The organism is Pseudomonas sp. FP215, from assembly GCF_030687795.1.
Lineage (GTDB): Bacteria > Pseudomonadota > Gammaproteobacteria > Pseudomonadales > Pseudomonadaceae > Aquipseudomonas > Aquipseudomonas salmasensis.
Genome location: NZ_CP117447.1, coordinates 3862653 through 3883824, shown reverse-complemented (window position 1 = coordinate 3883824; position 21172 = coordinate 3862653). Strand labels below are relative to the sequence as shown.

Sequence of the window (21172 nt, the reverse complement as noted above, 5' to 3'; positions counted from 1 at the left end):
CCCGTGACGACCGGATAGCTGGCGCCTATCTCCCTGAGGCACCGCAATCCAAATGTGGGAGCTGGCTTGCCTGCGATGGCGGCCTGGCAGTCAACACAGTTGGATGGTGTACATATCCATTGCTGCGGTAACGGCCACCTAGGGTTCCGCCCTGACGGCGGCTCACTTTTGAACAGCGCAAAAGTAAGCAAAACGCTCTTGCCCCACCACTCGGCACCTCGCCTAGGCTCGGTGTGCCCGTAATCCGCCAGTGATTTGGGGGGCCGCCGCCACGCGCCATCCATGGCGCGGGGCGGCTAAACCGGCATCCCTGCCGGTTTACCCCCCAAATCCCTGTCGAATTACGGCCAGCGTGGTTTGACGGGGCGCCTAAGATCAAAAGCAGATCAAGAGCGACTCGCTTCGCATCGTGGTTAGCGTCTGCTGCTACCCCACAAAGTTGTGTAGATACCTATGGCTATCGCAGGCAAGCCAGCTCTCACAGGTTGATCTCTATTGAGTCAGGTCCAGTGGTGGATCGGCCAGCCGGCCTGTTCGGCATGGGCGCGCAACACCGGGTCCGGGTTCACTACCTGCGGGTGACCCACCTTGAGCAGCAGCGGCAAGTCATTGCGCGAATCCGAGTAGAAATACGCGCCTTCCAGACTTTCACCTTCCTGCTCCAGCCATTCCAGCAAGCGCGTGATCTTGCCCTCACGATAGGTCAGCACGCCTACGGTCTTACCGCTGTACACGCCGTGGCTGACGTCCAGGTTTATGCCCAGCACTTCCTCAATGCCGATACGCGCCGCAATCGGCGTGACCAGGTGAGTGCCCGAAGCGGAAATCACCAGGATCCGGTCGCCGTTCGCGCGGTGGCGGGCGATGGTCTTGGTGGCGTCGCTGTAGATCAGCGGCTCGATCACGTCCTCGACCCATGGCTCCACCAGGTGCTCGATTTCTTCCGGGGTACGGCCGATCATCGGCTCCAGGCTGAAATCCATGAAATCTTCCATCCGCAGCTGGCCCTGGCTGTAGGCGTCCATCAGCTCGTTGTTCCGGCGCATGAATGACTCAGGGTCGACCCAGCCGAGGCGGCCCATCTGTTCGCTCCACAGCGTGGCGCAGTCGCCGTGGATGAGGGTGTCGTCCAGATCAAAAATTACCAATGCCATCGGTGATGCTCTCTCTCAATAGGTCGCTGCCTGTCAGGCTACTTCACACAGTGCGCTGGGGTCGATGGAAAGTGCCAGGCGCTGGCCATCCGGGTGCAGGTCATCGGCCGAACGATTGAGCACGTCCACCACCAGCTCGACGCCGCGGGCTTCGATGCGGTAGCGAATCACGTTACCCAGCAGGCTGTGGCTACGCACCAGCGCATCAAGCTCGCCGCTGCGGCTCAACTCGATGGCCTCGGGGCGAATCGCGATGCGCCCGCTGATCGGCCGTTGCAGCAGTTGGCTGGCCTTGTCGGCATCGAGCAGGTTGTAGTTGCCGATAAACCCGGCAGCGAACGCATCCACCGGCGCGGTATAGAGGGTTTCGGCATCGCCGCTCTGCACGATCTTGCCCTGGTTCATCAAGAAGATGCGGTCGGACATGGTCAGCGCTTCTTCCTGGTCGTGGGTCACGAAGATCGTGGTCAGCCCCAGCTCGCGCTGGATCTGGCGGATCTGCTCGCGCAAGTGCTTGCGAATCCGTGCATCCAGCGCAGACAGCGGCTCATCCAGCAGCAGCAGGCGCGGGCGGGTCACCAGGGAGCGGGCAAGGGCGACGCGCTGGCACTGGCCACCGGACATCTGGTGCGGATAGCGGCCGGCCAGGTCCTTGAGCTCCACCAGTTGCAGCACTTCTTGCACGCGCTTGTGGCTGTCGTCGGCGTTGACCTTTTGCATGCGCAGGCCGAAGGCGACGTTCTGCTCCACGGTCATGTTGGGGAACAGCGCGTAGCTCTGGAATACCATGCCGATCTGGCGTTTCTGCGGGCTCAGGGGCACGATGTCCTGGCCATCCAGCAGGATTTGGCCACTGTCCACGGGGGTAAGCCCGGCGATGCAGCGCAGCAGGGTGGATTTGCCGCAACCGGACGGGCCGAGCAGGGTGACGAACTCGCCCTTGGCGATCTCGCAATTGATATCGCTGAACACCGGGGTGCCGGTGTAGGCTTTTTGCAGGTGTTGGACGCTGACGAAGCTCATTGGCTTTTGTCCTTGTTCAAGAGCGTGGCGGCCCAGGTGAGCACCAGCACAAAGAAGAAATAGGAGATCACCACGGCACTGGTGAAATGGCCGCTGCTGTTGCGCATGTTGTTGAGGTACACCTGCAGGGTTTCGTAGCGGGTGCCGACGAGGATGTTGGCGAACACGAACTCACCGAACAGGAACGAGAACGACAGCAGCAGCGCCACCATCAGGCCCTTGCGCAGGTTGGGCAGTACCACCAGGATCGCGGCCTGCCAGGTGCTGGCGCCGAGCAGTTGCGAGGCGTCCATCAGGTCGCGCAGATTGATGGCTTGCAGGTTATTGGTGATCGCGCGGTACATGAACGGCAGCGCGACGGTGAAGTAGCAGCCGATCAGAATCCACGGCGTACCCACCATCGCCAGCGGCCCGGAACCGTAGAGTTGCAGCAGACCTACCGAGGACACCACCGGCGGCACCGCAAAGGGCAGCAGGATCAGGATGTTCATCAGCGCGTCGAGCTTGGGAAAGTGGTAATGCACCACGAACAGCAGCGGCAAAATCAACACCACCGAAAGGATCAGTGCGCCCACGCACACCAGCAACGATTGCCCGAAGGCCATCAGAAAGCGCGGGTCGCTCCACAGCTGTACGTACCATTTCACGCTGAAGCCGGCGGGCAGGATGGTCGCCGACCAACTGCTGGAAATCGAGTAGACAAAGGTGCCCACCAAAGGCAGCACCAGGATCAGGAACAACAGGTACACCACCACCCGATGGTAGAGGGAGGCCGTACCGGCTTCAGCGCGAGACATGATAGCTCCTCTTGAGCAGCAGTTGATGCACCACCGTGACCACGGTCATCAGCGCCACCAGCACCACGGCCAGGGCGCTGGCCATGTTCGGGTCCAGCGACACATCGCCGGACACCAGGCCGGCAATGCGAATCGGCAGTACGTTGAAGTTGCCGGTGGTCAGCGCATAGACCGTGGCATAGGCGCCGAGGGCGTTGGCCAGCAGGATCACAAAGGTACCGAGCAGGGCCGGGGTGAGCACCGGCAGGCCGATATGCCGCCAGAACTGCCAGCCATTCGCACCGAGCAGGGCGGCCGACTCGCGCCAGTCTTCGCGCAATGCGTCAAAGGCCGGGTAGAGCAGCAGCACGCCGAGGGGAATCTGGAAGTAGGTATAGAGGATGATCAAGCCGGTTTTGGAGTACAGGTTGAAGTCCTCAATGATCCCGGCTTGCTTGAGCATGAGGGTGATGCTGCCGTTGAACCCCAGCAGGATGATGAACGCGAAGGCCAGGGGTACGCCGGCGAAGTTGCTGGTCATGTTGGCGAATGCGGTGACGAAGTTGCGCAGCGGCGAATCCACCCGGCGCAGCGAGTAGCTGCCCAGGGTGGCGATGATGATGCCGAAGATGCTGGAGTAAAAGCTGATCTCCAGGCTGAACTGGATCGCCTGCCGGTAGAACTTAGAGGTGAAGATGCGGGTGAAGTTTTCCAGGCTCCAGCCGGCCTCTTCGGTTTGCAGGCTGCTGATCAACACCCACACCAGCGGCGCAATTTCGAACACGATAAAGAACAGTGCGAAGGGCAGCAGGCATAGCAGGGCCAGCCATTTGCCGCGGGTCAATGCATTCACTTGAGCAACTCCCGGCACACAGGTTTGTCGTGGGGCACGCCCAGCAGTTCGCAAACGGTACCGCATAGGTCGATCTGCCTCGGCGCAGCGTCAGTGTCCAGGCTGAAGGCGTCACCGATCACAAACAATGGCACTTCCCGTTCTTCACGCAGCAGGCCGTTGTGGGAGCGGTCGTTATTCATGCCGTGGTCGGCGGTGACCAGTACCTGGTAGCCGGCATCGAGCCAGCCTTGCAGGTAGTCGGCCAGGATGATGTCCGCCGAGCGTGCGCTGTTGCGGTATTGCGCGGTGTCGAGGCCGTGCTTGTGGCCGGCATCGTCGATGTTCATCGGGTGCACCAGCAAAAAGTTTGGCGCGTGCTTGAGCCGCAGGCTTTCCGCATCGGCGAACAGGTGGGAATCGGGGTAGTGGTCATTCCAGTAGAAATGCCCGTGCTGGATCGCCAGCGCCTGGTCGTCGGTGTGACGATCGCGGGCGGCGAGAAAGGGCGTGCGGTTATACAACTCGCTGATCCAATGGTAAGCCGCCGCCGCGGTGCTCAAGCCTGCGTCGGTGGCGTAATGGAAAATGCTGCGCTGGTTGGACGGGCGCGAGACGTTGTTATGCACGATACCGCTTTGAATCGGCGGCACGCCGGTGAGGATGCATTCATACAACGGGCGGGACAGGGCAGGCAGTTCACATTCCAGTGTGTAAAGGGCTGCGCGTCCTGCGCCGACATAGGCCTGCAAGTGCCCCATGGCGTGCCGGGCGACCTCGAAGTTGAGGCCGTCGAGCACCACAAGGATGACATTGTGCTTCATGGGGGCTCCGCAACAGAGGGTTGAACCAATTTAACTGGAGGAACAGGGCAAAACTGTGGGAGCGGGCTTGCTCGCGAATGCGGTAGCTCATTCAGTCTATAAGTCACTGGCCCACCGCATTCGCGAGCAAGCCCGCTCCCACATTGGATCTCCACTGGATCTCCAATGTGGGGTAAACCCTTACTTCATTTCTACGATGACCTGCTCGTTCCACATCTGTGGCAGCTTCTTGGACGTCGCTTCCCAGGCATCGGCATCCTTGATCGGCTGCGGGTTGGCCTTGGTGTACTGCTCGCCCGGGATCAGGTTCTTGGCAACGTCTGCCGGCAGTTTCAAGTCAGTTTCAGCGCGGATCGGGCGCGCATTGCCACGTGCCAGGTTGAGCTGGCCGGCATCGCTGAAGATGTATTCGCGGGTGAGCTTGGCGGCGTTCGGGTGCTTGGCGTATTTGTTGATGATGGTGGTGTAGCCGGATTTAACCGAGCCATCCGAGGGGATCAGCACCACGTAGTCATCCGGGTTGGCCATCTTGGCCTTGTAGCTCAGGCCGTTGAAGTCCCAGACGAGGCCCACTTCGACTTCGCCTTTTTCCATGGTGGCGATGGTCGGGTTGGACAGCGAGAGGCGACCTTGCTGGGCGATCTTGGTGAAGAATTGCAGGCCCGGCGCGATGTTTTTCTCGTCGCCTTTGTTGGCGATGGCCGCGGCGAGTACTGCGTTCGAAGCCTGGGCGGCGGTGCTCACGTCACCCACCGATACCTTGTACTTGCCGGTTTGCAGGTCAGCCCAGGTGGTAGGCACTTCGGAGCCATGCAGCAGCTTCTTGTTGACGATAAAGGCAATGGTGCCGGTGTAGGCCAAGGCCCAGTGACCGTCCTTGTCTTTCGCCCAATCCGGCACCTGGGCCCAGGTGGACGGCTTGTACGGCTGGGTGACTTCCTGCTTCACCGCGATCGGGCCGAAGGCCGCGCCCACGTCACCGATATCGGCGCTGGCGTTGTCTTTTTCGGCTTTGAACTTGGCGATTTCCTGGGCCGAGCTCATGTCGGTGTCGATGTGCTTGAGGCCGTAGGTCTTGGCCAGGTCTTCCCAAGTGCCCTTCCAGTTGGCCCAGTCATCGGGCATGCCGACGCTGTTGACGGCGCCTTCCGCTTTGGCGGCGGCTTCCAAGGTTTTTAGATCGGTATCAGCAGCCATGGCGGCGGTGCACATGGCAATGGTCGAGCCTAACAGTGATGCCAGGAAAAGCTGTTTCATCCGAAGCTCCTTTGGGCGTTTTCAACGCGGCGTTTTATCTGAACGTTAGCGGTGGTTTGGTCTAGGTCAGCAATACCTGAGCCAATCTAGGCCCCCTGGATGACAGTTTCATGTCGATGTCGTTTTTGAAGCGCTGATGTCGCTCAGCTTCGACTTAGCGTAGACCATGCCCAAGTGCCCGCAGGCCCTGGACTTGGCCGATGTATTGCAGGGTGTGGTAGAGGCAGTCGACAGCCTTTGTCATCTGTCGGTCATCTGGAGTGCCTAGGCTGGCATACAGCAGCAAAAGCCCAGATAGAGCGCGTTTTGTGCACCTGAACGGTGCTGGTCTAGTCCAGATAGGTAACGTTGATGCGTGATGAGGCAATCAAGGCGGTAACTTCCATCGGCCTGGCGCTGCAAGAGCAGATCGACCATGGCCTGTTGCCGCCTGCCAGCAAACTGCCCGCCGAACGCAAGCTCAGCGAGTTGTTTGGTACCACTCGGATTACCGTGCGGGAAGCCTTGTTACAACTGGAAGCCCAAGGGCAGATTTACCGTGAAGAGCGCAGGGGCTGGTTCGTCTCGCCGCCACGGCTGGCCTATAACTTGATGCAGCGCAGCCACTTTCACGCCATGGTCAGCGACCAGGGGCGCGAGGCTTCCACGCAGGTTATTTCCGCACGCTTGCAACCGGCGTCGGCGGCGGTGTGCGCGTGGTTGCAATTGCCGGCGTTATCGAGCGTGATCCAGATTTGCCGGGGCCGCAGGATTGACGGGCGCTTGGTGTTGTATGTGGAGCACTACCTGAACCCGCAGTATTTTCCGGGGATCCTGGCGTGTGATTTGAATCAGTCGATGACTGAGCTGTATGCCAGCAAATATGACTTGCACTACGGGCGGGTGCGTTTCGAGATTGTGCCGACCTCATTGCCGGTGGAAGCGGCCGCTGCGCTGCGGGTCTCGGTGGGCAGCCCGGGCTTGCGCATCGCCCGGGTCAACTACGACCAGCATCAACGCCTGATCGATTGTGACCTGGAGTTCTGGCGGCATGATGCGATTCATGTGGGGGTGGATGTGGTGTAGCGGCTGGTGCACCGCGAACCCATGTGGGAGCTGGCTTGCCTGCGATGGCATCGACGCGATAGGCCTGATAAACCGAGGCGCCCGTATCGCAGGCAAGCCAGCTCCCACATTGAACCGAGTTTATCGCTGACGGATCGGTGGCTTGCCTAGGGCGTAAGTGCCTTGATCACTTGGTCCACATTGCTTTCCAGCTCTGTCACCGGGTCGGCACCGTCCACATTCAATACCAACAGTCTGGCGCCGCCGGCAGTGACGGCGGCTTTGACCGCATCACTGGGTTGACGGTGATGCAGCACCACCGCCACGTCGTTGTCCTTCAACGCGCTGCTGAGTTTTTGCAGCGCCTCAGGCGTCCACTCGGCATCGGGGCGTGCATCGGTGCTGAGCACTTCCAGGTTCAGGCTGCTGACCAGGTACGCAAAGTGATCGCTCAAGCTGACCACACTCAGGTTGTCGGCCTTGGCCAATCGCGCTTCGCTGTCGGCGGTGAGCTTGAGCAAACGCTGTTTGAGCGCGGCCAGGTTGGCGTCGATCCTGGGTTTGGCTGCCGGGGCCAGGCGGCCCAGGTCGGCGGCCATTACGTCGGCCATGCGCCCCATATTGTTGCTTGATTGCCAGGGTTGGCTGTTCAAGCCATCGGTGACCCCCGGTTGTACTGCGATACCCGGCAAGCCACCGTCCACCGGGCGTGCGGCATCAACTTCGACGATGCGGATATTGCTGCGCCGTGCCACGGGGTACAGCGGGTCATCGGCCCACAGCGAGCGCAGGCCGATGGCCGCGTCGGCGTCCAGCGCCAACTTGTTCAGTGCCGCAGCACCGCGGCCGGTGAAGTAGGACACCTGCCGCGAACCCGGCAGGTTGGCTGGCGCGGCGCGTTCAAGCGCTACGTCGGTGCCTTCGAGCAGCGCCTCGGCCAAGCCGTAGGTAATCGGCAGCGAGGCCAGCACCTTGACCGGCTGCTTGGCCTTGGTCAGGGCCGCGTGACCGAGACCCTGGTTGACTTTGAAGTCCTTGGCGTCGAAACCGTCGACGGCCAGCGCCGGCGTACTCATCAAACAAGCGATGGCCAGGGCCAATGGGCGAAAGACAGGGCGCATTATCCAAGATTCCCTTTGAGGCTGGGCACAACGCCACGGGCGATGGCGGCGAAGGCGAAGGCGATACCGGCAACCAGAATGATGGCGGCGCCGGAGGGGATGGGCAGGTCAAAGATGATCGGCAGCAGGATACCGCACAGGGTGCTGACGGTAGCGATCAGCACCGATATCCAGAAAAACCCTTTGAGTGACTGGCTCAACAGGCGCGCCGCCGCGGCAGGAATCACCAGCAAGGCACCGACCAGGATTGCGCCGATGACCTTGACCGCGGCCACGGTGATCAGGGTCACCAGGATCACGAACAGGTAGTCCAGGCTTTTCACCGCCACCCCGCGCACTGCCGCCAATTGCGGGTTGAAGCTGGCCAGCATGATGCGGTTGTACAGCGGCAATGCCAGGGCCATCACCAGCGAGCCGACAATGGCCAGCACCAGCAGATCGTTGCCGTTGACCGTCAGCACTGAGCCAAACAGCACGTTCTCGAGAATGTGCACGTTGATCTTGCCGGCCAGGATCAGCAGCAGGCTTGCCCCCAGCGCCAGGGACACCGACAGGAACACGCCGATCAAGGTATCGGGCGCCAGGCCGGTGCGGTTACGCAGGTAATTGAGCAGGATGCCGAACAGCAGGCAGTAGCCAAACAGGCTGCCATAGGGCCCCGTATAGGGTTCGCCCAGCAGGATGCCCACGGCCACGCCGGTCAGCGCGGCATGGCCGACCGCTTCGGAGAAAAACGCAAAGCGCTTGACCACCACCAGCGTCCCCAGGCCGCCGAGTACCGGGCCGATCAACAAGCCGGCGAGCAGGGCGTTGACCACAAACCCATAGGCCAGGGCTTCGGGCAGGTAACCGGAAGAGGCCCAGCCCTGGACCATCAAGCGAAAGGCTTCATAACTCATGGCGCCGGGCTCCGAGGGTGGGTGGAGAAAAGAGTGAGCAGGCGGTCCGGGGTCAGCGCCTCTTTCGGTGTGGCGTCGAACAGCACGCGGCGGTTCAGACCGGTGACGCGGTCGGCCAGGCGGCCCACGGCCTCCAGGTCGTGCTCGATCCACAGCACGGTAATCCCAGCCCGGCGCCAGTCGGTCAACAAGCGTTCGAACACCTGGATACCGGCCTCATCGAGAGCCGACATCGGCTCATCCAGCACCAGCAATTTCGGCGCCGGAATCAGCCCCTGAGCCAGCAGCACGCGCTGGCGCTCACCGCCGGACAACGCGCCCATGCGGCGCTTGCGCTTGTCGTGCATGCCGACGCGCTCAAGGGCATCGCCAATCGCCGCCGCGTAATGCCTGGACAGGCCGAGAAACGCCGGGCGACGCTGGCACATGGCAGCCATGAAATCGTCCACGGTCATCGGCAGGCCCCGGTCAAATTCCAGCGCCTGGGGCACGTAACCGATGGTGCCGGGTGTGGTTGGCCATTCCAGGCTCAAACGCCCCTGATGGGGTGTTTGCCCCAGCAGGGTTTTGATCAGCGAGCTTTTACCGCCGCCATTGGGGCCGACCAGCGCATGGATGCTGCCCGGCTGTACCTGGAAACTCACGCCGTCGAGGATCACGGTGCGCCCCAGGGTCAGGGAGACCTGGTCGAAGTTCAGAGTGGGGCCGACGCTGACGGCGTTCAGTTGCTGCGCCGCGGTCATGCTCCCGACTCCTGAATCGCGCGTACCACGGTGTTGAGGTTGCCTGTCATTTCCACTTCGTACTTCTCGGCGCTGTATTCGCCGTAGGAAATATGCGACAGCGGGTACAGCTTGACCCCGGATTCACGCTGGATGGTATCGACGTAGGTGGATGGGAAGTCCATCTCCGAGAAGATCACTTTCACATCCAGAGCACGCAGTTCATCGATGGTCTTTTTCAGCTGGCTGGGGCTTGGCTCGATACCGTGGGCCGGCTCGACCACGGCGGTGACTTCCAGGCCAAACTCGCGCAACAGGTAGTCGTAGGCTGCGTGCACGGTGGCGACGCGCAGGTCCGGGTTGGGCGCGCTGGTCAGCTTGGCCAGGGCGTCGGCACGCATCTGGCGCAGGCGCTTGCCGTAGGCGCGGGCGTTCTGGGTGTAGGTCTTGGCGTTGTCCGGGTCGAGCTTGCCCAGCTCGCGGGCAATGTTATTGACCTGGGCAATCGACGCGCTGATCGACAGGAAGGTGTGCGGGTTGACCACCTTGCCCGCACCGCGTGCGGCGTTACCGGTGGCGGCGAGCAGCGGCACGTTGGCGTTGGCTTCGATCACCTTGATGTCCGGGCGCTCGCTGGTGGCGATCATGCGGTCGGCGAAGTCGTCATGGCCGACGCCGTTGAGCACGATCACATCCAGGGTGCCGATGCGCTTGATGTCTTCGGCGCGCGGCTCGTAGGCGTGGGGGTTGAAACCGGCGGGAATCAGCGGCACCACTTCGGCCTTGTCGCCCACGATATTGGCTACGTAGCTGTAATAGGGGTGCAAGGTAATGCCGATACGCAGGCGCTTGGCGGCCTCGGCATTGGCAAGGGGAGCGAGCATCAGGCTGAACAGGCCAACCATTAACAGGCGTAACAGGGGCGATGACATAGGCATGGGCAATCGGTCTTCTCGTTCAGTGACGGTGCTGGCGGGTGACGCCGGCATCGAATTGCGCGACCACCTGCTGCCAGCCGGCCGCGATCAGCGCCTGGTCAGTGAGGTCGGATGGGGCGGCAAGGTTGGCGCTGCGGTTGAGCCAGATATCCGGCTCACTGCCTTGCACGCGCATCAGCAGTGAACCGCTGGTAGCCGGCGCCTGGCTCAAACCCAGGTAGGCGGCCGGTGCCAGCAACTGCCAGCGATGGCCACCACGGCTGACCGAACTGGCGTCCTGGGCAAACGGCGCGAAGCCTTCTTCGGCCAGTTGCTCAGGCGTCGGCAGGGCGCTGTGCTCCTGCTGCAACAGGTGGATTTCATCCAGGGTCACCCGCAGGTCGGCATAGATGCCTTGCTCGGCCGCGCTCAGGTCGCGGCGGGCGTCCAACTGGTGGCTTGGCACCGCCGCGACTTCCTGGGTTTCCCCGTGCAGCGCCACGACGGTGCCCGCCACCGCGAGGATGATCAGGCACAACAGCAGCACATAGAGGGTTTCGTGGCCCGCCCCGGCGGGGCGTACAACCTGTGTGGTACTCATTGCGACGGGATATCCGCTTGGTCGATTTCCACCACGTGGCCGGGGCCGGCATCGAACAGCACGTAGAACTCGGCGGCGGGCTTCTTGAAGGTCAGGGTCGAGTCCTCGCCGAGCTTGCCTGGCACCAGGATGGTTTCGTCGTAGCCGATCACATCCAGGGTTACGCCGGGGGCGCCACTGCCGTCGGAGAAACCGCCTTTGCACTGGATCTGCTCGCCGGGGATTTCCTTGCATTCGCACATCGGGTTGTGGGCGAAGGCGGTGGTACTCAGGCCGGCGCACAGCAACAGCGCGGCGCGGGTGAGGCGCTTGAACGTCATGGTTTGACTCCTTGCTTGTTCAGCCAGGCAATGGTGGCAGGCGAGGCCTGGCTCAGCGGGATGGAACCCTGGTGCATGCTGCCGTCCCAGCCTTCCATGGTCACCCATATTTCGGCGTCCACCGGGGTGCGTTCGGGGATTGGCAGGGCGGCGCCCATACGGTACGGCGTGCCGAAGAAGATCACCCCGGCGGCGCGCAGGCTGCGGGGTTTGCCGATACGCAGGTAAGTAGCCTTGACCTGCTCGGCACAGGTATCACACAGGGCGGCGTTGAAAAACTTCATCGGGCCAGCCGGGTTCGGGCTCGGGCCTTTGTTGCGAAACTCAGCCAGCGTGAGGCTCCAGGGGCCGACTTGTACCTGCCCGGCCACGCGCTCGCCGATGCCGGCATCCCCGCGAAACAGTGCGGCGTCGGCAAAGTACTTGGGCATGAACCCCAACGGCACCAGCAACAGCAGGATGTTGATATGGAAACGCCATTTAAGCCAAAAGGCGCGCAGCGGGGACGGCGGTACGGTCGCGACCTTGCTCATCGCTGGGCCTCCGAGGTTTTAGCGCGCATGGCCGGGATGGAAGCGGATTGACGTTGCGTCTTAGTTTCCCGCTTGAGGGCGTTGAGGGTGGCCAGGGCGGTGCGCTTGGTCCAGATCAGCAAGCCGCTCAATACCATCATGCTCAGCACCAGGCCGAAGAACGCCCAGATCAGCTTGACCCACAAGCCGCCGAAGTCACCGGTGTGCAGTGGGCGCATCGACTCGGTGACAAATTCCAGTTTCGAGCGGTCGGACAGCAGGTGCGCGGCGGCGACCTCCCCGTCATAGGGGTTGATCTGTGCAGTCTGGTACATCAACGGATACCAGCCCCGTCCGCCGATCTGCAGGTGGCTGTAAGCATTCATGGGAAGGCTGATGAAACTTGGCTCCAGGCCGGGGATACGCTGCGTGGCGATTTTGATCGCGTCATCAATGGGAATCATCGGCGCCGGTACACCAGGCGCCGACATTGGCACCTTATCCCGGGCAATCACCGGGATGACGGGCTCGGTGGAAATCGAAATGTGGTTGTCCCCCAGGATGGCGCGGATCAGGAACCAGATGCCGGTGACGGCAATCACAGCAATGAACCAGATCGACCAGATGCCGCTCAACCGGTGGAAGTCGCCCCAGAAAATCCGTGCACCGTGGCGCACACGCAGTGTCGGGCGTAGGAAGCCCTTCCAGAACTTCTTGTAAACCACCAGTCCTGTGACCAGTGAAGCAAGCAGCGGAATACCGAGGGCAGAGACCAGATACCAGCCCCAACTGTAGCCGTTGGTGAACGGTACAAGCCACCAACCGTGCAGGGCGCGAGTGAATTCCTGGAAATTGAACGAAGGGCTTATGCCCTGGATTGCTCCGGTGTAGGGGTTGACGTAGACCTCGACCGAGCGCCCGTCGGGATAGCTGAGGTCTACGCTCAGAGCGAAATGGGATTCGTCGGGACGGCTGATTGACTGAACGAACACCCGGGGCTCTTCGCGTTTGATGGCCGCGATCACTTGGTCGTAGCTCAGCGGCTGAGCGTCATCCGACGGCTTGCTGGCGCGGATATCCGGGTTGGCCAGCCACACGATTTCCTGGCTGACCACGGCCAGCGTGCCGGTGACGCAGACAATCAGTACAAAGAACCAGATGGGCAACGCCAGCCAGCTATGGACGAGAAACCAGAGTTTGGAGCGTGACTTCTTCGACATATCAATGAGGGTCTTGATCGGAGGGGGCGATGGAGGCCCGGAAAAGGCCAGTCGTAGCTTTTGCTGACGCGACAGGCTGTATCTAAGTTAAGACGGATGAGAATGAGAAATCCCTAAGGCGGATATGAAAGAAAATGTTTCAGGTTCACATTCAGGCCGGATTTCAGCGCTGATCGAATACGTGATACACCAGCCCGCAGGCGTTCAGCGGCTTGCGTTAGGCCGGGGCAGACCTCCAAGGACGTGATCATGCCGCTGTGTGATGTCGTCAGCAGCTATGCATTTGAGCGCCACTACCTCGCGGCCAACCCCTGGCTCAGCTGAAGTGCGGCTACGTAGTTGTATAAGTAGAAATAACGCTCTCTATAGTTACTTTCAGTGTTATTTGTTTTTCAAATAGCTTGGCTTGAACGAAAGCACCCCTTGTCATTACGGGGTGTTGGCGCGGGTGCCGGTTAATTCCAGAGGGACTACAAGGTTATTGTATTGACACATTGGCGGGCATCGGCTTTAGTGAGTGCGGACTTGGAAGTCGGATTTTATAAAAAGGAAGTTAATCGCATGACCGTGCTAGTCGTTTATTCGTGCCATCACGTGCTGAACTGTTATATCTCTCTGGTGCCGTTGATCAAGTTAGTTACTTGATCGTGGTCTCTCGCCTGCCCGTCGATTGTCATTGCTGCGAATAATACTTTTCCTGCGCTGGAAAAGTACGCGACCCTATGTCTTAACAGAGAGTTCAAATTCATGTCGATTTTTGATCAAACCATGCATCGTTCAGTTCAATGGCAAGACTGGCGTTGGCAGCAGAAGAATGCCATCCGCGATGAACCTGCACTGCGCAATGCCTGCGGTGGATGGGACGAGGCCACAACGGCGCATATCGAGCACAACTTGCAAGATCGCAAGATGCAGATCACGCCTTACTACATTGATTTGATCAAGCGTTCACTCACCACCGCAGAGGTGATGGACCACCCCCTGTGGCGCCAGGTAGTACCGTATTGGAGCGAACAGGTGCAGGGCGACTACGACGGCAGTTCCGAAAACTGGGAACTCAATCATGAGATGAAGACGCCCATCTGCCAGCACAAGTACGACAACCGCGTGATCCTGCGCACCACCAACACGTGCAATGCCTATTGCCAGTTCTGTTTCGAGGCGCTGCGCACGCTGCAGGTGGGCACCGACAAAGCTAACGCCAACACCGACTCGTTCAAGGATTCGGTGGAGTACATCCGCGGTAACCCAGCGATTGAAGAGGTGATTCTCAGCGGCGGTGACCCACTGATGCTGGCCGACCGCAAGCTTGAGGAGATGCTGGCCGCATTGCGCGGCATTCGTGATGATCTGCTGATACGCATTCATTCGCGGGCCTTGAGTTTCAACCCGTTTCGCGTGACCGATGAATTAGTGGCGATGCTGGAGAAGTACAAGGTCAATGCATTTGGTGTGCATGTCTGCCACCCGCTTGAGCTCAGTGCTGATTTTGCCGTCGCGGTTAAACGGATTCAGGGTGTGGTACCGATTGTATTCTCTAACATGCCGCTGTTGCGTGGCGTGAATGATGATGAAACGACGTTGCATAAACTATTCATTGATCTTTATCGTCTGGGCGTAAAGCCATATTACTTATATCACTTCATGCCGTTTTCACCCGGTGCTTCAGAGTATAAGGCGTCGATCAGCCAAGCCATCGCCATAATGGATCGGCTCAAACGCCGCGTATCGAATATTGCCCTGCCCGAATATGTACTGCCTCACGCACAAGGCAAGTTCACCGTGCCGTTGTTGGACTTTGAAAAACCTGAAGACTTACCGCATTTTGAAGTCCGCGATGGGCAGCGCACTTACCGTTTTCGCAACTGGGAGGGCCAATGGTGCAGCTGGCAGGATGCGGTATGAAACAGGCTGCGATTCTGTTTATTGATGTAGATGACAGCACTTGCGCTCGCTACCGCTACCGGGAACCGCATTTCACGGTGGCCCGCGCCGACGGCTTGGCGTGTTTGACGGCCGCCGTGGCTGGGCACAAGCACTTGCAACGACTCAAGGACGACAGTGACGAAGTGTTCCTGCTCGAAACGCTCAGTGAGCAGTCTATTCTGGAGTTGGTCGGACAGTTAGACGGGCGTTATCAGGTGCGGGGGATTTTCTGCCAGGCCGGGCACCCGTCCGCACAAGGGGAGGTGGGCTGTATGGTTGCGCAGGCGTGTCAGCGGTTGGGCTTGGTCTACAGCCACCCAGGGGCGATTGCCGCGTGCAATAACAAGTTCTTGATGCGCCGCGTGTTGAAACAGCACGAATTGCGTTCGGTACCGTTCGTGCTGTGCAACAACGAACAGGAACTCCAGCAAGGCGCCGAGCGCGTGGGTTATCCACTGATCGCCAAACCGCCCTTTGGCGGGGCTTCAGCGTTTATCAAAAAATGCTCGAGCTGGGAGGAGCTACGCAGCCACTATCGGCATTTTGTGAGTGATCATGGCGCCGCCGCGTATGCGGACTTCTACGGCTGTGCGCACGCCCTGCCACTTGAGGATGGGCTGCGGCGTGAATACCTGCCAGGCCACAGCATTCTGCTGGAAGGTTATATTCCTGGCATCGAAGGCAGTGTGGAATGTGTGATTGTCGGCGAGCGTGTCCATCCGCTGCTGATCAATGAAAAACTGCTGCTGACCGAGCGCAGCGGCACGGTCCTTGAGAACTTGCTGATTTCCCCGCCGACGTCGTTCAGCCAGGCCCAATGCGAGCAGATCCGCCGGTACGCGGTGGACTGCCTGCACGCGGTGGGCCTGACCAACGCTGTGGTGCATTTCGAGTTTCGCATGACGGACGCAGGGCCGGTGGCCATCGAGATCAACCCGCGCCTGGGCGGACTGTATGTGAACTCGGCGTTCCGCGACTTGGCCGGTATCGATCCTTATCAGTTGTACATGGGATTGTTGTTGGGCGAGAAGGGCATCAATGCACAGTTAGAGGCTGGCGCACATAAGGTTGCCGATGCGGGGCAACACTACGCGATGCTGGCGATTTATCCGCAGCACAGTGGCCTTTTCAGGGGCATTGACGGCCTGCAGTTCCTGGACCAACACCGCTCGGTGCTGGAATATGCCCCGCAGGACCCCGGCCACTACATTGACGCGGATATCGAGGAGCATTATTTGCTCAAATGCTGGGCCCGGGTTGGCAATGCCGCCGACGCCCATGCCTTGCACGATGCGTTGCAGCAACACCTGCGCATCCTCATCGATCCACCGGTTGCAGGATAGCGATATGGACATCCATCAGATTTCGGCGCTTTTGCGCGAACATCACTTCTGTCATCGCCCGGACTTTCGCGAACTGGTCAACGTTGAACCCGGTGAGGAGCAAAGCTTTCGTGCGTATTGGGACAACCTGGTGCGCGACGAGGCGTTCAGGACTTATACCCACCGCGAGCGGCGCATCTTGCGCTATCGTCTGTTACCGTCACGGCAATTGCAGATCGACAGGAATACGGCGTTCAAATCGCCGGTCACCTACGCGGTGAACTATCGCCAGGGTGTGAACCACCTGAGCTATAGCGAGGAAGGCTTTATCGAGCACCCACTCATGCACAAGCTGCTGGCGACGGACCTTGCGGTGATTGCCCCGCACCTGGGCGAACAGACCTATACGATCGATATTCACCAGTTCCGGGTGCGGGCGGATGTGTCATCGAGCAGCCCGACCACATCGGGGATTCACCAGGACGGCCTGGATTGGGTGTTCATGCACTTTATTGGCGAATGCAACACGGTGCCGGTGGTGTCGGAGGTGTTTGCCGACGAAACGGAGCACAGCCGGCTGCTGAAACTGCCGATGGAGAAATTTCTGGAGACTATCGTGATCAACGACCGTGGCTTCTACCATCGGGCCGGGGAGGTGCGACCGCGGCTGGCGACGGCACCGGCCTGGCGCGATGTGCTCTTGGTAAGCCTGCGCAGTGTCGAGGAGGCACAGTCTGCATGAGCCACGATCAACAACTGAATCTGTCGACCCGCAACGCTCGCCTGATCATCTTTGCCCGCGGTGTGTCGGATTTTGGCGCGTTCCTCAACATGGTGGCGTTGTCCACTTATGTGTACTGGCTCAGCCAGAGCGTAGTGTTTGTCAGCATCTTCCTGGCGTGCCGGGTCACCGGCGGGATTGTCGCGAGCCTGTTTGGCATCCCGTTTTTCCGGCGGTTTGCCGGGCGTGGGACGTTGGCGGGGTTGGACCTGGCCCGGGCGCTGTTGCTGACGCCCCTGTTGGTGTTGTTACCGGCCCATCAACTCACCCTTCTTCCCTTTATCGCCTTCGGCATCGGCCTGTGCAATTCGCTGTTTGCCATTGGCCTCAACAGTCAGTTGCCCACCTGGGTCGCGCTTGAACAGCGGGTAAATACCAACGCATGGATCACCTCGGCGGCCGCCACCGGCGCGGTCTTCGGCAGTTTGCTCTCCGGCTTGTTGATTGCCACGGGCGGATTTGAAGCGGTGTTTGCCGTCAACATCGGCACCTATGTGATTGCCGCTTGCCTGGTCTTGCCCTTGCGCGCGTTATATAGCGTTGCTGTTGCCGTCCATCGCGGGCTCGCCGCTGAATGGCACGAGCTGACCAAGGGGTTGCGCGGTGCGCCGGTACTGGCTGCGATGTTGCTGATCAGTATGCTCGACACCCTCGGCAGTGCGGCCCATAACGTTGGCTGGCCAGTGCTGTCGCAGTATATTTCACCGGACACGGCCAAGACGGTCATGGGCTATCTGCTGGCCGTGTGGGCCTGTGGCAAGTTTGTTGGCGCGCGCATCGCCAGTGCAGTGTTGAAAGGTCGTGGCACCCAAGGCATGGAGCGCTTGTTCATGCTCGGTGTGGCGTTGATGTCCAGCGGCTTTATCCTGACATTCCAGCAGACCGAACTGTGGCTGGCGCTGTTGCTGGTGGTGTGGGCAGGGTTGGGCGATGGATTGTCCGAGGTGGCGTTGATTTCCCGTGCGCAAAGCGAGCCCGATAGCCTCCGCTTGCCGTTGTTCAGCCTCTTGACCCTGATCCAGATGGCCGGTTTTGGCGTGGGCATGCTGGTGGTCGGGCCGTTCTATGTGACGTGGACGCCGGCCCAGGTGATCGTGTTGTTCCATGGGCTGCCATTGACCGCCTTGTTGGTCATGACGATATGGCTGGGGCGCAATGCCTACCGGGGTGTCAGATCGACGAACCCTTGACATGTTCCAAACGCCACAGAGGCCTTTAACTTGCCGGAGTAGGCCGGTTGGAACCTGGGGCAAGGTGTGGCGTGTTGCAGGCGCGAGCAAGCTCACGCCCACAGGGTTAATTTTGCTTGAACATCTCCATGGCACGTTGGCGGATTTGCTTCTCGGTCAGGTCCTCCTTATGGGTGGCCAGGAACCACAGGTGCCCGAACGGATCCTTCACACTCGCCGAGCGATCCCCATAGAACTGATCCTGCGGCTTGGACACCTCACTGGCGCCGGCACCAACCGCCTGTTTGAATTGTTTGTCCACGTCAGTTACATACAGGTGCAGGCCGACACTGGGATGTGCGTCCGGATTGCGCAGGGCCGTTTCGTCGCAGGGTGTGCCCAGCATGATCACCGCTTCGCCAATGCGCAGTTCCGCATGGCCGACCCTGCCGTCAGGCATGTCCAGGCGCATGAACACTGAGGCGCCAAAGGCCTTCTTGTAGAACTCGATCGCCTTTGCGGCCTCGTTGATGCCCAGATAGGGGGTAATGCCGTGATAACCCTCGGGAATAGCTTTAACGCTCATAACGTTCTCCTTGAGTCGAGGTACGAGCATTTCACTATAGGCCAGGTAATGCGTGGCCTGCGGGCAGCCGACGAGGTGCTTTTTATCAAGGCTGTGTGGTGGGCTCCAGCAACTGGGCGCCTGGCCCATGCTCAGCGAGCTTATCGTCCTGATTGCGCAACGGGCACGCCTCCATCGACAGGCACCCGCACCCGATGCAGCCATTGAGCTTGTCGCGTAGCAGTATCAGCTTGTTGATGCGCTCATCCAGGTCTTCACGCCACAACGCCGACAGGCGCTCCCAGTCTTGAGCATTGGGTGTGCGCCCATCGGGCAAGGCCTGCAATGCCTCGCCAATGTTGGCCAGCGGAATGCCCAAGCGCTGGGCGATCTTGATCAGCACCACCCGCCGTAGCACATCCCGTGGGTAACGCCGCTGGTTACCGGCATTGCGATTGCTCTTGATCAGCCCTTTGGCCTCGTAGAAGTGCAGGGCAGTCACCGCGACGCCGCTGCGGGCAGCGAGCTGACCGACGCTGAGTTCCTTAGTGAGCATGAACCTCTCCCAAACAGTGCTTGACCTCGACTTAACTAGAGGTTTTACCCTGCGTGGCATCGAATCGCAAGATTCTGCCTACAGAGCGAGGGGAGTTTTCATGCCGGTATCAGAGAAAAATCACAGCTTCACTCAACTGATCGAATTTCACATCGAACCCCGTCAGCAATCCGCCCTGGTGGCCGCCTTGACCACCCAGAGCGAGCGTCTGGCCGTGCGCCATGGCGGCTTCTTGAGTGCCAGCGTGCAGGTCAGCGATGACGGGCGGCGGGTGCTCAATTATTTGCAATGGCAATCGCGGGAAGAGGGTGAAGCCGCCTTCAAATGTTTTGAACAGGGCGGCGAAGATTTCTGGACGCTGATCCGTGCTCACCGGGCCACGGCCGTGACCTTTGGCGCATTTCAGGTACTGCGCAGTTTTGAGCGCAGTCAGGACGATGCCCTGCACTGCCGGCTAAATGGATAGATGCAGCATCCGTTCGCCTTGCACGTGTGCCCCAAGCCTGCGCTTGTTCACGGCCAGTTCGCCGATCTTGATCAGGCGAGCGCGGGTGACGTTTCGGCTCAGGCCCAGCAGGTTGGCGGTGTGCACCTGGTTGGAGTGGCTGAAGCGATAGGCAGCGCGCAATAAAGCGTCTTCGACCTTTTCATGCAGGGCACCGGACTGTTCCTCGAAGAGCTTTTGAAACGCCCGCGCCAGCAGGGCTTCTGCACTGGGATCGGTGTCGCTGTCGTTCTGGCGTTCGATGCGCAGGCTCGAGAGGCGCAGGTCGTCGGGTTCGATCACCGCATTGCGGCAGATCAGCAGGGTGTGATGAATCACGTTTTCCAGCTCACGGATATTGCCCGGCCAGCTGTAGCGCTTGAGCTTGTGCTCGGCCTCGTGGCTCACGCTGATCGGGCCGTAGCCCAGGCGCTGGCTGTAGGTTTGGATGAAGTGCCGGGTCAGCGGCAAGATATCGCCGGTACGTTCGCGCAGCGGGCGCAATGCCAGGCTGACTACATTGAGGCGGTAGTAGAGGTCTTCACGGAAACGCCCAGCGTTGATGGCCTTTTCCAGTTGTACATTGGTGGCGGCCAGGACTCGCACATCGATTGCAATGCTCTTGCGCGAACCCAGTCGCACCACTTCGCGCTCCTGTAGCACCCGCAGCAGCTTGACCTGGATGGCCATCGGCAAATCGCCGATCTCATCCAGAAACAAGGTGCCGCCGTCAGCCTCTTCGAACCAGCCGGCCTTGGCGCTGAGGGCGCCGGTAAAGGCGCCTTTCTCATGGCCGAACAACTCGGCTTCCACCAGGGAGTGCGAAAAGGCCCCGCAGTTCACCGCCACGAAGGGCCGGTTTCGCCGCGCACTGAGGTGGTGGATATGCCGCGCAACAAGTTCTTTGCCGGTGCCGGTTTCGCCAATGATCAGCACGCTGGCTTCGCTGGGGGCCACTTGTTGGATATGGTCGAGCAGGGCCTGGGACTTTGGGTCTTCGAAGACCTGGGCTGTGGCGCGGATCGAGGTCGCGAGGGCAGGCGAGGGCGGCAGGGTGAACAGCTGCATGGTGACCTCTCATGGGAATTCGGGCTTTGTTGAAGGGCTGTTGCCTGGTGGACAGTGGCTACGCGCACGGTCTTTATAG

23 protein-coding genes are annotated in these 21172 nt (G+C 60.3%); 6 read left to right on the top strand and 17 right to left on the bottom strand.

Annotated features, from left to right (window positions below; genetic code table 11):
• Window positions 1-500: 500 nt before the first annotated feature.
• The 6 genes from PSH76_RS17375 to PSH76_RS17350 all read right to left on the bottom strand — a co-directional run bounded on the left by PSH76_RS17375 (window position 501) and on the right by PSH76_RS17350 (window position 5866).
• Window positions 501-1154: an HAD family phosphatase gene (locus PSH76_RS17375; RefSeq protein WP_305492670.1), complete on the bottom strand. Its 654-nt coding sequence runs from the start codon at window positions 1152-1154 to the stop codon at window positions 501-503.
• Between the two features lie 33 nt (window positions 1155-1187).
• Window positions 1188-2177: an ABC transporter ATP-binding protein gene (locus PSH76_RS17370; protein WP_305492669.1), complete on the bottom strand. Its 990-nt coding sequence runs from the start codon at window positions 2175-2177 to the stop codon at window positions 1188-1190.
• Complete coding sequence (locus PSH76_RS17365) at window positions 2174-2974, bottom strand: ABC transporter permease (RefSeq protein ID WP_032892564.1); 801 nt, start codon at window positions 2972-2974, stop codon at window positions 2174-2176. The genes PSH76_RS17370 and PSH76_RS17365 overlap by 4 nt, the downstream gene beginning before the upstream one ends.
• Entirely contained in the window at window positions 2961-3806 is an 846-nt protein-coding gene (locus PSH76_RS17360; protein ID WP_003190145.1) for an ABC transporter permease subunit, read from the bottom strand. The genes PSH76_RS17365 and PSH76_RS17360 overlap by 14 nt, the downstream gene beginning before the upstream one ends.
• Window positions 3803-4609, bottom strand: coding sequence for an alkaline phosphatase family protein (locus PSH76_RS17355; RefSeq protein ID WP_305492668.1), 807 nt, complete (start codon window positions 4607-4609; stop codon window positions 3803-3805). The genes PSH76_RS17360 and PSH76_RS17355 overlap by 4 nt, the downstream gene beginning before the upstream one ends.
• A 180-nt stretch (window positions 4610-4789) precedes the next feature.
• Entirely contained in the window at window positions 4790-5866 is a 1077-nt protein-coding gene (locus tag PSH76_RS17350) for an ABC transporter substrate-binding protein (protein ID WP_003190150.1), read from the bottom strand.
• A 351-nt stretch (window positions 5867-6217) separates the two neighbouring features.
• On the opposite strand from PSH76_RS17350, the gene PSH76_RS17345 reads away from it, so the two are divergent.
• Window positions 6218-6931 carry a UTRA domain-containing protein gene (locus PSH76_RS17345; RefSeq protein ID WP_003190151.1) on the top strand — a complete coding sequence of 238 codons (714 nt, stop codon included), beginning with the start codon at window positions 6218-6220 and terminating at the stop codon, window positions 6929-6931.
• A gap of 146 nt (window positions 6932-7077) precedes the next feature.
• Here PSH76_RS17345 and PSH76_RS17340 read toward each other — a convergent pair whose 3' ends face one another.
• Genes PSH76_RS17340 through PSH76_RS17305 form a run of 8 tightly spaced genes read right to left on the bottom strand, consistent with a single transcriptional unit; the run spans window position 7078 to window position 13222 of the window.
• Window positions 7078-8031 carry a metal ABC transporter solute-binding protein, Zn/Mn family gene (locus PSH76_RS17340; protein WP_305492667.1) on the bottom strand — a complete coding sequence of 318 codons (954 nt, stop codon included), beginning with the start codon at window positions 8029-8031 and terminating at the stop codon, window positions 7078-7080.
• A complete protein-coding gene (locus tag PSH76_RS17335) occupies window positions 8031-8930 on the bottom strand; it encodes a metal ABC transporter permease (RefSeq protein WP_003190154.1) in 900 nt (299 codons plus the stop codon). Before PSH76_RS17335 ends, PSH76_RS17340 begins: the two co-directional genes overlap by 1 nt.
• Window positions 8927-9673 (bottom strand): metal ABC transporter ATP-binding protein, encoded by a 747-nt coding sequence (locus PSH76_RS17330; RefSeq protein WP_305492666.1) that lies wholly within the window; start codon window positions 9671-9673, stop codon window positions 8927-8929. Before PSH76_RS17330 ends, PSH76_RS17335 begins: the two co-directional genes overlap by 4 nt.
• The gene (locus PSH76_RS17325; RefSeq protein WP_138763397.1) at window positions 9670-10590 is read right to left on the bottom strand and encodes a metal ABC transporter substrate-binding protein; all 921 of its coding nucleotides are present in this window, start codon (window positions 10588-10590) and stop codon (window positions 9670-9672) included. Before PSH76_RS17325 ends, PSH76_RS17330 begins: the two co-directional genes overlap by 4 nt.
• A gap of 19 nt (window positions 10591-10609) precedes the next feature.
• Entirely contained in the window at window positions 10610-11170 is a 561-nt protein-coding gene (locus PSH76_RS17320) for a DUF6162 family protein (RefSeq protein WP_014717807.1), read from the bottom strand.
• Window positions 11167-11490, bottom strand: coding sequence for a hypothetical protein (locus tag PSH76_RS17315; protein ID WP_014717808.1), 324 nt, complete (start codon window positions 11488-11490; stop codon window positions 11167-11169). The genes PSH76_RS17320 and PSH76_RS17315 overlap by 4 nt, the downstream gene beginning before the upstream one ends.
• Window positions 11487-12023 carry a thiamine pyrophosphate-binding protein gene (locus tag PSH76_RS17310; RefSeq protein ID WP_305492665.1) on the bottom strand — a complete coding sequence of 179 codons (537 nt, stop codon included), beginning with the start codon at window positions 12021-12023 and terminating at the stop codon, window positions 11487-11489. Before PSH76_RS17310 ends, PSH76_RS17315 begins: the two co-directional genes overlap by 4 nt.
• The gene (locus tag PSH76_RS17305) at window positions 12020-13222 is read right to left on the bottom strand and encodes a PepSY domain-containing protein (RefSeq protein ID WP_032892555.1); all 1203 of its coding nucleotides are present in this window, start codon (window positions 13220-13222) and stop codon (window positions 12020-12022) included. The genes PSH76_RS17310 and PSH76_RS17305 overlap by 4 nt, the downstream gene beginning before the upstream one ends.
• A gap of 747 nt (window positions 13223-13969) precedes the next feature.
• Here PSH76_RS17305 and PSH76_RS17300 point away from each other — a divergent pair.
• Genes PSH76_RS17300 through PSH76_RS17285 form a run of 4 tightly spaced genes read left to right on the top strand, consistent with a single transcriptional unit; the run spans window position 13970 to window position 18441 of the window.
• Window positions 13970-15127 carry a KamA family radical SAM protein gene (locus PSH76_RS17300; RefSeq protein WP_098952165.1) on the top strand — a complete coding sequence of 386 codons (1158 nt, stop codon included), beginning with the start codon at window positions 13970-13972 and terminating at the stop codon, window positions 15125-15127.
• Complete coding sequence (locus PSH76_RS17295) at window positions 15124-16491, top strand: acetyl-CoA carboxylase biotin carboxylase subunit family protein (RefSeq protein ID WP_305492664.1); 1368 nt, start codon at window positions 15124-15126, stop codon at window positions 16489-16491. The genes PSH76_RS17300 and PSH76_RS17295 overlap by 4 nt, the downstream gene beginning before the upstream one ends.
• Window positions 16492-16495: 4 nt before the next feature.
• Window positions 16496-17212: a 2OG-Fe dioxygenase family protein gene (locus tag PSH76_RS17290; RefSeq protein ID WP_098952162.1), complete on the top strand. Its 717-nt coding sequence runs from the start codon at window positions 16496-16498 to the stop codon at window positions 17210-17212.
• Complete coding sequence (locus PSH76_RS17285) at window positions 17209-18441, top strand: MFS transporter (protein ID WP_098952160.1); 1233 nt, start codon at window positions 17209-17211, stop codon at window positions 18439-18441. Before PSH76_RS17290 ends, PSH76_RS17285 begins: the two co-directional genes overlap by 4 nt.
• Window positions 18442-18547: 106 nt before the next feature.
• On the opposite strand, the gene PSH76_RS17280 is transcribed toward PSH76_RS17285, so the two are convergent.
• Together PSH76_RS17280 and soxR are read right to left on the bottom strand one after the other, a co-directional pair.
• The gene (locus tag PSH76_RS17280; RefSeq protein ID WP_305492663.1) at window positions 18548-19006 is read right to left on the bottom strand and encodes a VOC family protein; all 459 of its coding nucleotides are present in this window, start codon (window positions 19004-19006) and stop codon (window positions 18548-18550) included.
• Window positions 19007-19091: 85 nt separating this feature from the next.
• Window positions 19092-19541 carry a redox-sensitive transcriptional activator SoxR gene (gene soxR / locus PSH76_RS17275; RefSeq protein WP_098952157.1) on the bottom strand — a complete coding sequence of 150 codons (450 nt, stop codon included), beginning with the start codon at window positions 19539-19541 and terminating at the stop codon, window positions 19092-19094.
• 100 nt (window positions 19542-19641) lie between these two features.
• Between soxR and PSH76_RS17270 the strand changes: the two genes are divergently transcribed.
• Entirely contained in the window at window positions 19642-20007 is a 366-nt protein-coding gene (locus PSH76_RS17270) for an antibiotic biosynthesis monooxygenase (protein WP_098952155.1), read from the top strand.
• On the opposite strand, the gene PSH76_RS17265 is transcribed toward PSH76_RS17270, so the two are convergent.
• Window positions 19996-21093 carry a sigma-54-dependent Fis family transcriptional regulator gene (locus PSH76_RS17265; protein WP_305492662.1) on the bottom strand — a complete coding sequence of 366 codons (1098 nt, stop codon included), beginning with the start codon at window positions 21091-21093 and terminating at the stop codon, window positions 19996-19998. The two genes, PSH76_RS17270 and PSH76_RS17265, sit on opposite strands and share 12 nt — an antisense overlap.
• Between the last annotated feature and the right edge of the window lie 79 nt (window positions 21094-21172).

What these genes read in the sequence shown, in the direction of transcription:
- PSH76_RS17375 (WP_305492670.1), bottom strand. Translation starts at nt 1,154, where the DNA reads ATGGCATTGGTAATTTTTGATCTGGACGACACCCTCATCCACGGCGAC.
- PSH76_RS17370 (WP_305492669.1), bottom strand. Translation starts at nt 2,177, where the DNA reads ATGAGCTTCGTCAGCGTCCAACACCTGCAAAAAGCCTACACCGGCACC.
- PSH76_RS17365 (WP_032892564.1), bottom strand. Translation starts at nt 2,974, where the DNA reads ATGTCTCGCGCTGAAGCCGGTACGGCCTCCCTCTACCATCGGGTGGTG.
- PSH76_RS17355 (WP_305492668.1), bottom strand. Translation starts at nt 4,609, where the DNA reads ATGAAGCACAATGTCATCCTTGTGGTGCTCGACGGCCTCAACTTCGAG.
- PSH76_RS17350 (WP_003190150.1), bottom strand. Translation starts at nt 5,866, where the DNA reads ATGAAACAGCTTTTCCTGGCATCACTGTTAGGCTCGACCATTGCCATG.
- PSH76_RS17345 (WP_003190151.1), top strand. Translation starts at nt 6,218, where the DNA reads ATGCGTGATGAGGCAATCAAGGCGGTAACTTCCATCGGCCTGGCGCTG.
- PSH76_RS17340 (WP_305492667.1), bottom strand. Translation starts at nt 8,031, where the DNA reads ATGCGCCCTGTCTTTCGCCCATTGGCCCTGGCCATCGCTTGTTTGATG.
- PSH76_RS17335 (WP_003190154.1), bottom strand. Translation starts at nt 8,930, where the DNA reads ATGAGTTATGAAGCCTTTCGCTTGATGGTCCAGGGCTGGGCCTCTTCC.
- PSH76_RS17330 (WP_305492666.1), bottom strand. Translation starts at nt 9,673, where the DNA reads ATGACCGCGGCGCAGCAACTGAACGCCGTCAGCGTCGGCCCCACTCTG.
- PSH76_RS17325 (WP_138763397.1), bottom strand. Translation starts at nt 10,590, where the DNA reads ATGCCTATGTCATCGCCCCTGTTACGCCTGTTAATGGTTGGCCTGTTC.
- PSH76_RS17320 (WP_014717807.1), bottom strand. Translation starts at nt 11,170, where the DNA reads ATGAGTACCACACAGGTTGTACGCCCCGCCGGGGCGGGCCACGAAACC.
- PSH76_RS17315 (WP_014717808.1), bottom strand. Translation starts at nt 11,490, where the DNA reads ATGACGTTCAAGCGCCTCACCCGCGCCGCGCTGTTGCTGTGCGCCGGC.
- PSH76_RS17310 (WP_305492665.1), bottom strand. Translation starts at nt 12,023, where the DNA reads ATGAGCAAGGTCGCGACCGTACCGCCGTCCCCGCTGCGCGCCTTTTGG.
- PSH76_RS17305 (WP_032892555.1), bottom strand. Translation starts at nt 13,222, where the DNA reads ATGTCGAAGAAGTCACGCTCCAAACTCTGGTTTCTCGTCCATAGCTGG.
- PSH76_RS17300 (WP_098952165.1), top strand. Translation starts at nt 13,970, where the DNA reads ATGTCGATTTTTGATCAAACCATGCATCGTTCAGTTCAATGGCAAGAC.
- PSH76_RS17295 (WP_305492664.1), top strand. Translation starts at nt 15,124, where the DNA reads ATGAAACAGGCTGCGATTCTGTTTATTGATGTAGATGACAGCACTTGC.
- PSH76_RS17290 (WP_098952162.1), top strand. Translation starts at nt 16,496, where the DNA reads ATGGACATCCATCAGATTTCGGCGCTTTTGCGCGAACATCACTTCTGT.
- PSH76_RS17285 (WP_098952160.1), top strand. Translation starts at nt 17,209, where the DNA reads ATGAGCCACGATCAACAACTGAATCTGTCGACCCGCAACGCTCGCCTG.
- PSH76_RS17280 (WP_305492663.1), bottom strand. Translation starts at nt 19,006, where the DNA reads ATGAGCGTTAAAGCTATTCCCGAGGGTTATCACGGCATTACCCCCTAT.
- soxR (WP_098952157.1), bottom strand. Translation starts at nt 19,541, where the DNA reads ATGCTCACTAAGGAACTCAGCGTCGGTCAGCTCGCTGCCCGCAGCGGC.
- PSH76_RS17270 (WP_098952155.1), top strand. Translation starts at nt 19,642, where the DNA reads ATGCCGGTATCAGAGAAAAATCACAGCTTCACTCAACTGATCGAATTT.
- PSH76_RS17265 (WP_305492662.1), bottom strand. Translation starts at nt 21,093, where the DNA reads ATGCAGCTGTTCACCCTGCCGCCCTCGCCTGCCCTCGCGACCTCGATC.